At 66.0% G+C, this 12,374-nt stretch carries 16 protein-coding genes; 10 read left to right on the plus strand and 6 right to left on the minus strand.

Annotated features, from left to right (window positions below):
- Positions 1 to 7 precede the first annotated feature (7 nt).
- A complete protein-coding gene (locus tag EJI01_RS17050; protein WP_126838327.1) occupies positions 8 to 652 on the plus strand; it encodes a DUF47 domain-containing protein in 645 nt (214 codons plus the stop codon).
- A gap of 13 nt (positions 653 to 665) precedes the next feature.
- Entirely contained in the window at positions 666 to 1,676 is a 1,011-nt protein-coding gene (locus EJI01_RS17055; protein WP_126838328.1) for an inorganic phosphate transporter, read from the plus strand.
- Between the two features lie 72 nt (positions 1,677 to 1,748).
- Here EJI01_RS17055 and EJI01_RS17060 read toward each other — a convergent pair whose 3' ends face one another.
- Positions 1,749 to 2,195 (minus strand): hypothetical protein, encoded by a 447-nt coding sequence (locus EJI01_RS17060; protein ID WP_126838329.1) that lies wholly within the window; start codon positions 2,193 to 2,195, stop codon positions 1,749 to 1,751.
- Positions 2,192 to 2,713, minus strand: coding sequence for a GNAT family N-acetyltransferase (locus EJI01_RS17065; protein ID WP_126838330.1), 522 nt, complete (start codon positions 2,711 to 2,713; stop codon positions 2,192 to 2,194). Before EJI01_RS17065 ends, EJI01_RS17060 begins: the two co-directional genes overlap by 4 nt.
- A gap of 165 nt (positions 2,714 to 2,878) precedes the next feature.
- Between EJI01_RS17065 and rpsP the strand changes: the two genes are divergently transcribed.
- From rpsP to hisC, 7 genes are all read left to right on the plus strand, one after another.
- On the plus strand, positions 2,879 to 3,142 hold the full coding sequence (rpsP, locus tag EJI01_RS17070; RefSeq protein ID WP_093106418.1) for a 30S ribosomal protein S16: 264 nt from the start codon (positions 2,879 to 2,881) through the stop codon (positions 3,140 to 3,142).
- 15 nt (positions 3,143 to 3,157) lie between these two features.
- A complete protein-coding gene (gene rimM, locus EJI01_RS17075; RefSeq protein ID WP_126838331.1) occupies positions 3,158 to 3,712 on the plus strand; it encodes a ribosome maturation factor RimM in 555 nt (184 codons plus the stop codon).
- A 22-nt stretch (positions 3,713 to 3,734) separates the two neighbouring features.
- On the plus strand, positions 3,735 to 4,481 hold the full coding sequence (gene trmD / locus EJI01_RS17080; RefSeq protein WP_126838332.1) for a tRNA (guanosine(37)-N1)-methyltransferase TrmD: 747 nt from the start codon (positions 3,735 to 3,737) through the stop codon (positions 4,479 to 4,481).
- 99 nt (positions 4,482 to 4,580) lie between these two features.
- Positions 4,581 to 4,961 (plus strand): 50S ribosomal protein L19, encoded by a 381-nt coding sequence (gene rplS, locus EJI01_RS17085; RefSeq protein WP_126838333.1) that lies wholly within the window; start codon positions 4,581 to 4,583, stop codon positions 4,959 to 4,961.
- Positions 4,962 to 5,127: 166 nt separating this feature from the next.
- Complete coding sequence (locus EJI01_RS17090) at positions 5,128 to 5,844, plus strand: CoA pyrophosphatase (RefSeq protein ID WP_126838334.1); 717 nt, start codon at positions 5,128 to 5,130, stop codon at positions 5,842 to 5,844.
- 52 nt (positions 5,845 to 5,896) lie between these two features.
- The gene (locus EJI01_RS17095) at positions 5,897 to 6,898 is read left to right on the plus strand and encodes a CobD/CbiB family protein (protein WP_126838335.1); all 1,002 of its coding nucleotides are present in this window, start codon (positions 5,897 to 5,899) and stop codon (positions 6,896 to 6,898) included.
- Between the two features lie 16 nt (positions 6,899 to 6,914).
- Positions 6,915 to 7,994: a histidinol-phosphate transaminase gene (gene hisC, locus EJI01_RS17100; RefSeq protein ID WP_126838336.1), complete on the plus strand. Its 1,080-nt coding sequence runs from the start codon at positions 6,915 to 6,917 to the stop codon at positions 7,992 to 7,994.
- Between the two features lie 6 nt (positions 7,995 to 8,000).
- Here the strand turns inward: hisC and EJI01_RS29600 are convergent, their stop codons facing one another.
- The 4 genes from EJI01_RS29600 to EJI01_RS17120 are packed head-to-tail and all read right to left on the minus strand — an operon-like array spanning position 8,001 to position 11,700.
- Entirely contained in the window at positions 8,001 to 9,125 is a 1,125-nt protein-coding gene (locus EJI01_RS29600; RefSeq protein WP_126838337.1) for a glycosyltransferase family 4 protein, read from the minus strand.
- The gene (gene rsgA, locus EJI01_RS17110; RefSeq protein WP_126838338.1) at positions 9,122 to 10,063 is read right to left on the minus strand and encodes a ribosome small subunit-dependent GTPase A; all 942 of its coding nucleotides are present in this window, start codon (positions 10,061 to 10,063) and stop codon (positions 9,122 to 9,124) included. The genes EJI01_RS29600 and rsgA overlap by 4 nt, the downstream gene beginning before the upstream one ends.
- 18 nt (positions 10,064 to 10,081) lie before the next feature.
- A complete protein-coding gene (locus EJI01_RS17115; RefSeq protein WP_126838339.1) occupies positions 10,082 to 10,423 on the minus strand; it encodes a 4a-hydroxytetrahydrobiopterin dehydratase in 342 nt (113 codons plus the stop codon).
- A 17-nt stretch (positions 10,424 to 10,440) separates the two neighbouring features.
- Positions 10,441 to 11,700: a M48 family metallopeptidase gene (locus tag EJI01_RS17120; protein WP_126838340.1), complete on the minus strand. Its 1,260-nt coding sequence runs from the start codon at positions 11,698 to 11,700 to the stop codon at positions 10,441 to 10,443.
- A 64-nt stretch (positions 11,701 to 11,764) separates the two neighbouring features.
- Here EJI01_RS17120 and orn point away from each other — a divergent pair, with 64 nt between their 5' ends.
- Complete coding sequence (gene orn, locus EJI01_RS17125; protein WP_126838341.1) at positions 11,765 to 12,361, plus strand: oligoribonuclease; 597 nt, start codon at positions 11,765 to 11,767, stop codon at positions 12,359 to 12,361.
- Positions 12,362 to 12,374 lie beyond the last annotated feature (13 nt).

Below are 12,374 nucleotides of genomic sequence, written 5' to 3' on the forward strand. Positions count from 1 at the left end.
AGACGCCATGTTCGGCAAGCTGCTGCCCCGCGAGGGGAATTTTTTCGAGATGTTCAATCAGCACGCCGACCGCATCGTCGAAGCCGCGCGCGCCTTCGAGCAACTCGTCGCCAACTACAACGATCTGCATCTGCGCGAGCAGTACAACCGAGATGTCGACAATGCCGAGCGCGCTGCCGACCGCGTGACGCATGACGTCAACCGGCTGATCCACAAGACCTTCATCACGCCGATCGACCGCGAACAGATCCACAAGCTGATCAACACGATGGACGACGTGGCCGACCTGATCCAGGACTCGGCCGAGACCATGGCGCTCTACGATGTGCGCCACATGACCGAGGAGATCACGCGCCTGACCACGCTCAGCGTGAAGTGCTGCGAGCGGGTGAAGGATGCGGTCAAGTTCCTCGGCAAGATCACCGACCCGGCCATCGCCGAGGCCACGCTCAAGACCTGCGAGGAAATCGACCGGCTCGAATCCGACGCCGACCGCGTGATGCGCAGCGCGATGAGCAAGCTGTTCCGCGAAGAGCCGGACGTGCGCGAAGTCATCAAGCTCAAGGCCATCTACGAGCTGCTGGAGACAATCACCGACAAGTGCGAAGACGTGGCCAACGTGATCGAGGGCATCGTCCTCGAGAACTCCTGATCGCGGGCGCCGAATGACAACGGTGCAGGTCGCCCTCTGGGTGGTGGTGGCGCTGGTCGCGCTGGCCATCGCATTCGACTTCATGAACGGCTTTCACGACGCGGCGAATTCGATCGCCACGGTCGTATCGACCGGCGTGCTCAAGCCCGGCCACGCCGTGGTGTTCGCGGCGTTCTTCAACCTGATCGCGATCTTCGTCTTCCACCTGAGCGTGGCGGCGACCGTCGGCAAGGGCATCGTGCAGCCGGGCATCGTCGATGTGCACGTGGTGTTCGGCGCGCTCGTCGGCGCCATCAGCTGGAACTTGCTCACCTGGTACTACGGCATCCCCAGCAGTTCGTCGCACGCGTTGATCGGCGGCATCGTGGGCGCGGTCATCGCCAAGGCCGGCTCGGGCGCCTTGATCGCCGCCGGGATCTGGAAGACCGTGGCCTTCATCTTCGTTTCGCCGCTCCTGGGCTTTCTGCTCGGCTCGTTGATGATGATCGTCGTCGCCTGGGCATTCCGGCGTTCGACGCCCTCGCGCGTGGACCGGTGGTTCCGCACGCTGCAGCTGGTTTCGGCCGGCGCCTACAGCCTGGGTCACGGCGGCAACGATGCGCAGAAGACCATCGGCATCATCTGGATGCTGTTGATCGCGACCGGCTATTGGGCCGCCGATGCGGAGGCGCCGCCGGCCTGGACGGTCGGCGCCTGCTATGCGGCGATCGCACTGGGCACCATGTTCGGCGGCTGGCGCATCGTCAAGACCATGGGCCAGAAGATCACCAAGCTCAAGCCGGTCGGCGGCTTTTGTGCCGAGACGGGCGGGGCGCTGACGTTGTTTCTCGCCACGGCGATGGGCATTCCGGTCTCGACCACGCACACCATCACCGGTGCGATCGTCGGCGTCGGCTCCACCAAGCGCGCCAGCGCGGTACGCTGGGGCGTGGCCGGCACCATCGTGTGGGCCTGGATCTTCACGATCCCGGCTTCGGCCTTCGTGGCCGCGATCGCCTACTGGATCGGCCTCCAGGTGTTCTAGCTTGCCCCCTGGTTGCGCGCATGCGTCCGTGTCCGTTCGGGCTGAGCTTGTCGAAGCCTTGCGCAGCGGCGATTACTGAGAAATCTTCCGGCCTTCTTCGATCTGGTGCTCGAAGAAGCGCTGGAAGCTGAAGGCGATGCTGGCCATGAGGATCGTGCTGCCGAAGAACAGGGCCAGCACGACGGCGCCGATGGTGAGCCAGTTGGTGCGTCCGGCGGGCGCGTCGACGGAGGCGCCGGCGTTGTAGCGTGCGTTCCATTTTTCGCGCGTCATCAGCCCGTAGACGATGGCGGTGAGCGCGCAGCCCGCGATCGTGAAGCCGAGCAGGGGGAGCAGGATCCAGCTCCAGCCGTCGTCGACGCCGTAGAGGCGCAGGCGTTCGATGCCGTACAGCCCGAGCGCCGTCGGGATCGGCAGCAGCCAGCCCAAGGTGCTGCCGAAGCCGCGAAGGTAAAAGCAGTGCAGACCCAGAGGCCCGCCGAGAAAGGCGAGCCAGGCCGCCACGGTCTTGCTCTTCATTCGGGGCTTGTCGAGCTGCCTTCGCCCAGCACCTTTTCCATCAGCACCACGTCGCGCCATTGGCCGAACTTCCAGCCGCAGTCCTTGAGCACGCCCACATGGGCGAAGCCCTGCCCGCGGTGCACGCCGATCGATCCCGCGTTGGCCGAGTCGCCGATCACCGCGATCAGCTTGCGCACGCCGACGGATTCGGCGCTTTGCGTCAGCGCGGCCAGCAGCCGCGCGCCCAGGCCCTGGCCGCGTGCGGCTTCGGCCAGATAGATCGAATCCTCGGCCGAAAAGCGGTAGGCCGGCCGGGGTTTGAACCAGTTGCAGTAGGCGAAGCCGAGCAGCTCGCCGTCCTGTTCGGCCACCAGGAAGGGCAGGTTCTTCGACAGCACGTCGGCCCGGCGGGCGGCCATGTCGGCGGCGCTGGGCGGCTCGGTCTCGAAGGTGCCCGTGCCGTGCAGCACATGATGGGCATAGATGGCGGTGATTGCCTCGATATCTTCATCGCGGCTGGGGCGGATGGTGGTCATTCTGAGACGCCTGGCAGTGCCAAGGTAGTGAAAAAAGTCGCTCGGGCTATAATCGCAGGCTTTTCAGCGTGTCGCTGGCCGGGTGGCCATGTCGCGTGTCTCGACGCTGGAAGAACACTGTGGGCGAACCTATTCGGGTTTGCTGCACCACCCGAAGGATAAATCATGGTCGTCATTCGACTCTCCCGCGGCGGCGCCAAAGGCCGTCCGTTTTTCAACATCGTCGTGTCGGACAAGCGTGTTCGCCGCGATGGCCGCTTCATCGAGCGCCTGGGTTTCTACAACCCGACCGCCAAGGAAAACGAAGAAAGCATCCGCATCGCGCAGGATCGCCTAGCCTACTGGAAGAGCGTCGGCGCGCAAGCCTCGCCCACCGTCCATCGTCTGATCAAGCAAGCCGCCGCAGCGGCTCCCAAGGCGGCCGCTTAAGCTGCCGATCCGGCGATGCTGCCCACGCTCGAAGCCGCCGAACTGCCGGCGGATGCGATCGAAGTGGCGCGCATCGCCGACGCCTGGGGCATCAAGGGCTGGTTCAAGGTCCTGCCCCACAGCGCCCAGCCCGAGGCGCTTTTTTCATCCAAGCGCTGGTTCCTGCAGCCGCCCGGCGCAAAGACCGCGGGCGCATTCCGGCTCGCGATCCGCGAAGCCAAGGAACACTCCGACTGCATCGTCGCCTCGTCCGAGGACGTGCCTGACCGCAACGCGGCCGAAGCGCTGCGCGGGGCGCGCGTGTTCGTGCCGCGTTCGAGCTTTCCGACTGCCGGCGACGACGAGTACTACTGGGTCGATCTGATCGGCCTTGCCGTCGTGAACCGCGAAGGTGTCGCGCTGGGCACCGTGCGCGAACTGCTCGCCACCGGGCCGCAGACCACGCTGGTGCTGGACGCCCTGGAGGAGGGCAAGCCGGTCGAGCGCATGGTCCCCTTCGTCTCGGCCTTCGTCGACAAGGTGGATCTGCCGGGCCGGCTGATTACAGTCGACTGGCAGCCTGACTACTGAGCCACTTGGCTCCAGCGCCACCATGCGCTTCGACGTCATCACCCTCTTTCCCGAGCTGTTCGCGCCCTTTCTCGCGAGCGGCGTGACGCGCCGCGCCTTCGAGTCGAAACAGGTCGAGGTCGTGCTCTGGAATCCGCGCGATTTCGCCGACGGCAACTACCGGCGCGTCGACGACCGCCCCTTCGGCGGCGGCCCAGGCATGGTCATGATGGCCGAGCCGTTGTCAGCCTGCCTCGATTCGGCGCTGGCGGCGCGAGGTGCTGCGGCGCCGGTGATTCTCTTCTCGCCGATCGGCGAAACCCTGCGGCACGAGGCGGTCGAGCGCTGGTCCGCCGGTGAAGGTGCGGTGCTGGTATGCGGACGCTATGAAGGTATCGACCAGCGCTTCATCGACGCGAGGGTCACGCACCAGATGAGCATGGGCGACTTCGTGCTTTCCGGCGGTGAGATTCCAGCCATGGCCTTCCTCGATGCCGTCGCGCGGCTCCAGCCGGGCGTGCTGGGCGACGAGGACAGTCACGCCCAGGACAGCTTCAATCCGGCGCTCGATGGCTTGCTCGACTGCCCTCACTACACCCGGCCGGAGCAGTGGAAGGGGGAGGGCGTTCCTCCCGTCCTGCTCTCCGGGCACCACGTACAGATCGAGCGCTGGCGACGCGATCAGCGACTCGCGATCACCCAGCAAAAACGCCCCGACCTGATCGAGGCGGCGCGCGCAGCCGGACGGCTCAGCCCGGCGGACGAGAAAGCGCTGCAGAAAAAGCTATAATCTCGGGCTCCCCGATCCTCTGCCGGCCGCGTCGCCTTGGCCCCCAGGGCTTCATGACGCCTTTTGTGTAGCGCGAGCACGATCGAATCCAGGAAACAAATGAACCTCATCCAGACCCTCGAGCAGGAAGAAATCGCCCGGCTCGGCAAGAAGATTCCCGATTTCATGCCCGGCGACACGGTCATCGTCAGCGTGAACGTCGTCGAAGGAACCCGCAAGCGCGTGCAGGCCTACGAAGGCGTCGTGATCGCCAAGCGCAATCGCGGCCTCAACAGCGGCTTCACGGTGCGCAAGATCTCCAGCGGCGAAGGCGTGGAACGTACGTTCCAGACCTACAGCCCGCTGATCGCCGGCATCGAAGTCAAGCGTCGCGGCGATGTGCGCCGTGCCAAGCTCTACTATCTGCGCGAGCGCAGCGGCCGTTCGGCACGCATCAAGGAAAAGCTGCCGGGCAAGTCGTCGGCAGCGGCTGCTCAGTAAAGAGCGCCTCCCGTCGTGCAAAAGCCGCCGATCGAGGCGGCTTTTTGCATTGGTGCTCCGATGCATCGATGCAATCGTGAATTTTGTTGTTGTGCCGCGCATCGCCCCGGCGCGGTTTTTGCGCTCTACTTCAGTAAGTCCTTTCTTGACCCCTCCACCATCCACCATGCGCCCTGCTTCCGTCGAATCCGTCAACGCCGTCCTGCCGTCGGCGCTGCGGTCCTTCGACCCGCGCCAGGTACCGGTGGTCGGCATCGACGCCGCGCTGCCGGCGGTGGCGCCCGCACGCTTCGATGCACGCGCCTTGCGTGCACGCTTCGCCACGCCGCCGGCCTGGGTGCCTGAACTGCGGCGCGAGCCGCGGCTGACGGATCGTGTGCCCGCCCAGGCGGCGGTGCTAGTGCCGATCGTGATGAGGGAGGAACCCACCGTGCTGCTGACCGAGCGGACGACGCATCTGTCGACCCACTCGGGCCAGGTGGCCTTCCCGGGCGGCCGGGTCGACCCCGAAGACGCCAATATCGCGGCGGCGGCCTTGCGCGAAGCATGGGAAGAGGTCGGCTTGTCGGCGGAGTACATCGAGGTGCTGGGCTGCCTGCCGACCTATACGACCGTCACGTCCTTCATCGTGACGCCGGTGGTCGCGCTCGTGCGTCCGGACTTCGAGCTGAACATCAATCCCTATGAGGTGGCGGCGGCCTTCGAAGTGCCGCTCGCCCACTTGATGAATCCGGCGAACCACCGGCGCCACGCGCTCGTCGGCGAAGACCTCAAGTCGCGCGAGTGGTTTTCGATGCCCTACCAGGACGGTCCTCACGAGCGCTACGTTTGGGGTGCGACGGCGGGCATGCTGCGCAACCTCTACCGCTTCCTCTCGGCCTGATCCGGGCGCGACTCCGTCCTGGTGCTCGGGAGGCACTCGCTATCATCGATGGATGAGTTTCTTTGCGATCCTGTGCGCGTTGCTGATCGAACAGGTGCGGCCGCTTGCGTATCACAACCCGGTGTACGGCAGCGTTCTCGCATGGACGCGCTGGACCAGCCGCAATTTCGACGCCGGCAAGCCGCACCACGGCTGGGTGGCGTGGGGGCTTGCGGTGCTCGTGCCGACGGTGCTCGCATTGGGCGTGCATTGGCTGCTGGTGCTCACGCTGGGGCTGCCCTTCGCGGTGCTGTGGAGCGTCGCGGTGCTCTACGTCACTCTGGGATTTCGGCAGTTCAGTCATCATTTCACCGGCATCCGCGATGCCCTCGACGATGGCGACGAAGCGCTTGCACGCTCGCTGCTCGCCCACTGGCAGCGTGTCGATGCGGCGGACCTGCCGCGCAGCGAGATCGTGCGGCACGTGATCGAGCACTCGGTGATTGCGGCGCATCGGCATGTGTTCGGTGTGCTTGCGTGGTTCTCCATCCTCGCGGCCGCCGGGCTGGGGCCTGCCGGCGCAGTGTTCTACCGCATGAGCGAGTTCGTTTCGCGCTATTGGGCGCACAAGAGCGGCGCTTCTATCCAGCCGTCCAGCACGTGGGTCCAGCATGCGGCCGACCGGGCCTGGGGCGTGATCGACTGGCTGCCGGCGCGCATCACGGCGCTCGGTTTCGCGGTGGTCGGCAGTTTCGAAGAGGCGATCGACTGCTGGCGCAACGACGCGCGGCGCTTTCCCAATGAGAACGACGGCGTGATCCTGGCAGCGACCTCGGGTGCAGTCAACGTGCGGCTCGGAGGCGGCACCTTGAGTCCGGTCCCGCTGACCGATCCGCTGTCGAGGGCGCAGGCGGGCGATCCGCTTGGCGGCGGGCGTGGCCCCGACAGCGGCAGCACCCCGGGGCGCGAGCCCGAACCGGCGCACCTGCGCAGCGTCGTCGGCCTGGTCTGGCGTTCGGTCGTGATGTGGATGGTGCTGCTCGCGCTGCTCACGCTGGCGCGGCTGCTGGGCTGAGCCGGGTGGGTCGGCCTTGAGCACCGTTCCAAGCTTCTGGAGTCCGCGCATCGCGGCGCTGGAGCCCTATGTGCCGGGCGAGCAGCCGCGCATCGCGAATCTGGTCAAGCTCAATACCAACGAGAACCCCTATCCGCCCTCGCCGCGAGTGCTCGATGCCATTCAGGAGGCGGCCGAGAAGGGGCTCGAGCGCTATCCCGATCCCGAATCGGTTGCACTACGCGAGGCGATCGCCGCGCGCTGCGGGCTGCACGGCACGCAGGTGTTTGTGGGCAATGGCTCCGACGAGGTGCTGGCGCATGCCTTCTTCGCCTTCTTCCAGCAGGCCGAGCCTTTGCTGATGCCGGACGTCACCTATAGCTTCTACCGTGTCTACGCACAGCTTTATGCCATCGCGTGCGAGCTGCAGCCGGTGGACGAAGGATTACGCCTCGATGCCGACGCGCTGGCCGCGCGTGCCGCGGCCGGTTGCGGCGGCATCGTGATCGCGAATCCCAATGCGCCGACCGGCATCGGGATGCCGCTCGCATGCATCGAGCGCCTGCTCCAGGCCTGCCCGCAGCGCGTGGTGCTGGTGGACGAGGCCTATGTGGATTTCGGCGGCGAAAGCGCGCTGCCCCTGATCGCGCGCTATCCGAACCTGCTGGTCGTGCAGACGCTGTCGAAATCGCATTCGCTCGCCGGTTTGCGCGTGGGCTTCGCCTGCGGGCAGGCGCAGCTGATCGATGCGCTGCAGCGGGTCAAGAACAGCTTCAACTCCTATCCGCTCGACCGCTTGGCGGCGGCGGGCGCCATTGCCGCTCTCGCCGACGAAGCCTGGTTCTCGAAGACGCGCGACGCCGTCATCGACACCCGCGACGGGCTGACGCTGCAGCTGGAGGATCTGGGCTTCGAGATATTGCCCTCCCAAGCCAACTTCGTGTTCGTGCGCCATCCCTCGCACGATGCCGTCGCACTGGCGGCGGCGCTGCGGGCGCGCGCCGTGCTGGTGCGGCATTTCAATCAGCCGCGCATCGCAGAGTACCTGCGCATCAGCATCGGCACGCGAGAGCAGTGCAGCGCGCTGGTCGATGCACTGGCGCAAATCCTCGATTGAATCGCCTCAGGCTCGGCCGGTCACTTCCTCGAGCAGGGCGATGTATTGATCGACGAGGCGCGCGGGCATGAAGTCCCGCGCACGTTCGCGGGCCTTTGCCATTTGCGCGGCCCGAAGGACCGGATCGCCCAGCAACCGCTGCATCTGCGCAGCCAGCGCTTCATCGTCCCCGTTCGTGAAGACGAGACCGGCATCGCCGACGCACTCCGAAAGTCCGCCCTTGGCCGAGACGATCAGGCTCTTGCCCGCCGCGAGGAGTTCGACGGCAACACCGCCCATCGGCTCGTACCACGCCGACGGGATCACGCCGATCATGCCCTTCGAGACCCATTCGACGAGCGCAGGGCCCGATTGCGAGCCGGCGAAGACGACGGAAGCGGAGAGGCCCGATTCGGCCACCAGCCGCTCGATCTCAGGCCGGGCGCTCCCGTCCCCGATGAGCAGCAGTCGCGGCGCTTCCCGGCTGCGCTGAACGACCTTCGCGAAGGCGCGGATCAAGGTGTCGACGCCTTTCTCCTGCACGATCCTGCCCATGTAGAAGAACTCGTATTCGGGCTCGCCGCGGTCGGCTGCCTGGAAGCGCTCGATCGGAAAGGGGTTGTAGATCTGCACCTGCCGCGGCAGCGGCAGCGTCTTGTTCATCCACTCGGTGATCGCGACATTCCGCGCGACGGCGAACTTGGCGATGCCGCGTCGCAGCAGCAGCTTCAGTCCATCCTTCACGCCGCGCATGTAGCCGCTTCTGCGCGCATGAAAGAGAAAAGATGCGACGGGCTCGAGCGGAGCGGGGGCGTTGTCGACCCAGCCGGCGCCGTCGATGCACGAGGCCTGGTAGCCGACGTGCACCCAGACGAAGGGCTTGCGATAGGCCAGAACCCAGGGCTGAAGCGCCAGGCTCGCCCCATTGAAGAGGACCACGTCCGCCCAGCGCAGAAGTTCGCGCACGCGCGCGCCAGCCGGTTGGCGGATCACCTCGAAAGGGAACGGCTGCGCGCCGTCCTGATCGGACGTCTGGGTCACCACCTTGCAGTCGATGCCTTTCGCCACGAAGCCCTCGACGAGCGCGCGCGATACGGTCTCGACGCCGCCCACCGACGGATGGAACACATGCGAATACAGCAGCACCTTCATTTGTAGCGGGATTGGCTCAGTTCGGCGAACAGCTCGCCGTAGATCCGGTAGCGCGAGGGGCCGATCGCACCCGGATGGCCGGGCGACTCCACCTGCGCGATCACGCCGCAGCCCGGTTCGTGCAGATGCGTGCAGTTGTAGAACTTGCATGCCGTGGCGTGTTCGGCGATGTCGGGCATCAGGTGTGCGAGATGCATCGCTTCGATGTGCTGCAGCCCGAATTCCTGGAAGCCCGGCGAATCGATCAGCGCCGTGGTCCGCGCGTCGTCGACCCAGTACCAGGTGGTGCTGGTCGTGGTGTGCTTGCCCGAGTTGAGCGCTTGCGAGATCTCGGCTGTCGAGGCCAGCGCGCCAGGCACCAGCAGATTGGTCAGCGTGCTCTTGCCGGCGCCCGACGGGCCGAGCACCAGAGTGGTCTTGCCCGCCAGCAATTTCATCAAGGTCGCGCGATCGGCCTCCGGCGAGGCCTTGAGCGACAGCGGCAGCACGCCATGGTGCATGCCGCGGTAGGGCGCGAGTCTGGCCCAGGCCCGTTCGAAGGGGGCGACGACATCGCTCTTGTTGAGCGCGATGATCGGCGCGATGCGTTCGGCCGCGGCCGCGATCAGTGCACGCGCCAACTGGGTCTCGGAGAACTCGGGCTCGGCCGCGATCAGGATGAGCACCTGGTCGAGATTGGCCGCGAAGGACTTTGTGCGAATCTCGTCTTGCCGATAGAACAGGTTCTTTCTCTGCTGCACCCGTTCGATGGTGCCCTCGTCCTCGCTGGCCTGCCAGCGCACGCGGTCGCCCACCACGGCCTGGCTTTTCTTGCCGCGCGGGTGGCAGATCAGCCGTTCGCCCTCGGGCGTTTCGACGAGGCAGTGGCGGCCATGGCTGGCAATGACGAGTCCGTCGCGCAATGCGGCGCCCGCGGCGTCGCTGCGTTGCTTAGCCAAGGGCGCGTTCCATCGAGCTCAGGCCGTTGCCAGCAGGGCGTCTGCCTGCGCTGCGCAGTCGAAGTCCGTGGCCGAGATGCCGCCCACGTCGTGCGTATTGAAGCGCACGACGCAGCGGTTGTAGTGCACCGAAAGGTCGGGGTGGTGGTCTTGCGTGTGCGCAATGAAGGCCAGTGCGTTCACGAAGGCGATGGTCTCGAAATAGTTCGCGAAGCCGAAAGTCTTCTCGATCGCGACATCGGCGCCGTCGCCGGTCAGCTTCCAGCCTTCGAGCCGCGCAAGGCCCGCCACGATCTCGGTGGCGCTCAGCGCGCGCCGCGCGTGCTTCTTCCAGTCCTTGGGTGTGAACATGCTGCTCATGGTCGGCTTTCTCAGGTTCAACCCGCCGCCATGCGCGCGAGGCGCTCGGAGGCGGGCGGGTGCGAGTAGTAGAACTTGACGAACACCGGGTCGGGTGTGAGCGTCGAGGCATTGTCCTGGTAGAGCTTGAGCAACGCCGCCGAGAGGTCGGCGCCGCTGGTCTGCGCGATGGCATAGGCATCGGCCTCGAACTCGTGCTTGCGTGAGATGAGCACCGGCAGCGGTGCGACGAAGAAGCCGAACACCGGCACCGCCAGCATGAACAGCAGGATGGCGAGCGCGTCGTTCGGTGCCGCCATGTTGGGCTGCACGCCTAGGCCGACATAGAACCACGAATGGACCGACAGCCAGCCCAGCAGCGCGAAGCCGGCCAGGCTGAGCGCGAACATCGCGGCCATGCGCTTCACGACGTGCCGGCGCTTGAAATGGCCCAGCTCGTGCGCGAGTACCGCCTCCACCTCGCCGGCGTTGAGCTGGCGCAGGAGCGTGTCGTAGAAGACCACGCGCTTGCTGGCGCCGAAGCCGGTGAAGTAGGCGTTGGCGTGCGCGCTGCGCTTGCTGCCGTCCATCACGAACAGGCCCTTGGCCGCGAAGCCGCAGCGCTGCATCAGCGCGTTGACGCGTGCCCTGAGCGCGGCGTCGTCCAGCGGCTTGAACTTGTTGAAGAGAGGCGCAATGAAGGTCGGATAGACCAGCATCAGCAGCAGATTGAATGCCATCCATGCGCCCCACGCCCACAGCCACCACAGGCTGCCGGCTGCGCCCATGAGCCAGAGGATCAGGGCTGCGATCGGCAGGCCGATCAGCGCGCCCAGCAGCAGCGACTTGACGCCGTCGAGGAGCCAAAGCCGCCAGGTCATCTTGTTGAAGCCGAAGCGTTCCTCGAGCCTGAAGGTCTGCCAGAGCGTGAACGGGAGGTCGAGCAGGCCGCTGATCAGCGCGAAGGCGGAGAGCAGCGCGAGCTGCTGCAGCATGCCGCCACCCACCCAGTCCATCAGCAACTTGTTGAGGAGATCGAGCCCGCCGAGCAGGGTCCAGCCCAAGAGCACTGCCGTGCCCCATGCCATTTCGAGCAGGCCGAAACGGGTCTTGGCCACCGTGTAGTCGGCTGCCTTCTGATGCGCTGCGAGCGTGATGGCCTGTGCGAAGGCGGCAGGCACCGCATCGCGATGGCGCGCCACATGGCGCACCTGCCGCGTGGCGAGCCAGAGCTTGACGACGAGGCCCGCAGCCAGCGCGAGGGCGAACGCAAAAGTGAAGAGGAGGGCGGCGGACATGGCGAGGCGAGTTTAGCCCGCACGCCAGCCGCTCGCGCACAGGGTCATCGACGACAATCCCCCGATGTCAGAATCCACCGCCCCGGCCGCGCCCGTGCCCGCCACCACCCTCAAGAAAAGCGACCAGAACCTCGTCTGGCTGGACTGCGAAATGAGCGGCCTCGACCCTGAAAAGGAGCGCCTGCTCGAGATCGCCGTGGTCGTTACCGGCCCCGATCTGGTGCCGCGCATCGATGGCCCCGTGCTCGTCATCCATCAGAGCGACGAAGTGCTCGACGGCATGGATTCCTGGAACAAGGGAACGCACGGCCGCAGCGGACTGATCGACAAGGTCAAGGCCTCCACGCTCGACGAGGCCGCGGCCGAGCAGCAATTGCTCGAATTCGTCGCGCGCTACATCCCGAAGAACGGTTCGCCGATGTGCGGCAACACCATCGGCCAGGACCGGCGCTTCCTGGTCAAGTACATGCCCAAGCTGGAAGCCTACTTCCACTACCGGAACCTCGACGTCAGCACCCTCAAGGAACTGGCCAAACGCTGGAAGCCGGCTGCCTACAACGCCTTCAAGAAACAGCAGGCACATACCGCGCTGGCCGACGTCCACGAGTCGATCGAGGAGCTCGCGCACTACCGGGATACCTTTCTGCGCATCGCGGATTAGGTAAAAACCCGAA

It is taken from the genome of Variovorax sp. MHTC-1 (assembly GCF_003984645.1).
GTDB lineage: Bacteria > Pseudomonadota > Gammaproteobacteria > Burkholderiales > Burkholderiaceae_C > Variovorax.

Coding starts and splice junctions, on each gene's coding strand:
- EJI01_RS17115 (WP_126838339.1), bottom strand. CDS start 10,423: ATGAGCAGCATGTTCACACCCAAGGACTGGAAGAAGCACGCGCGGCGC.
- EJI01_RS17055 (WP_126838328.1), top strand. CDS start 666: ATGACAACGGTGCAGGTCGCCCTCTGGGTGGTGGTGGCGCTGGTCGCG.
- EJI01_RS29600 (WP_126838337.1), bottom strand. CDS start 9,125: ATGAAGGTGCTGCTGTATTCGCATGTGTTCCATCCGTCGGTGGGCGGC.
- EJI01_RS17095 (WP_126838335.1), top strand. CDS start 5,897: ATGAGTTTCTTTGCGATCCTGTGCGCGTTGCTGATCGAACAGGTGCGG.
- rimM (WP_126838331.1), top strand. CDS start 3,158: ATGCTGCCCACGCTCGAAGCCGCCGAACTGCCGGCGGATGCGATCGAA.
- EJI01_RS17090 (WP_126838334.1), top strand. CDS start 5,128: ATGCGCCCTGCTTCCGTCGAATCCGTCAACGCCGTCCTGCCGTCGGCG.
- orn (WP_126838341.1), top strand. CDS start 11,765: ATGTCAGAATCCACCGCCCCGGCCGCGCCCGTGCCCGCCACCACCCTC.
- EJI01_RS17065 (WP_126838330.1), bottom strand. CDS start 2,713: ATGACCACCATCCGCCCCAGCCGCGATGAAGATATCGAGGCAATCACC.
- trmD (WP_126838332.1), top strand. CDS start 3,735: ATGCGCTTCGACGTCATCACCCTCTTTCCCGAGCTGTTCGCGCCCTTT.
- rplS (WP_126838333.1), top strand. CDS start 4,581: ATGAACCTCATCCAGACCCTCGAGCAGGAAGAAATCGCCCGGCTCGGC.
- EJI01_RS17120 (WP_126838340.1), bottom strand. CDS start 11,700: ATGTCCGCCGCCCTCCTCTTCACTTTTGCGTTCGCCCTCGCGCTGGCT.
- rpsP (WP_093106418.1), top strand. CDS start 2,879: ATGGTCGTCATTCGACTCTCCCGCGGCGGCGCCAAAGGCCGTCCGTTT.
- EJI01_RS17060 (WP_126838329.1), bottom strand. CDS start 2,195: ATGAAGAGCAAGACCGTGGCGGCCTGGCTCGCCTTTCTCGGCGGGCCT.
- EJI01_RS17050 (WP_126838327.1), top strand. CDS start 8: ATGTTCGGCAAGCTGCTGCCCCGCGAGGGGAATTTTTTCGAGATGTTC.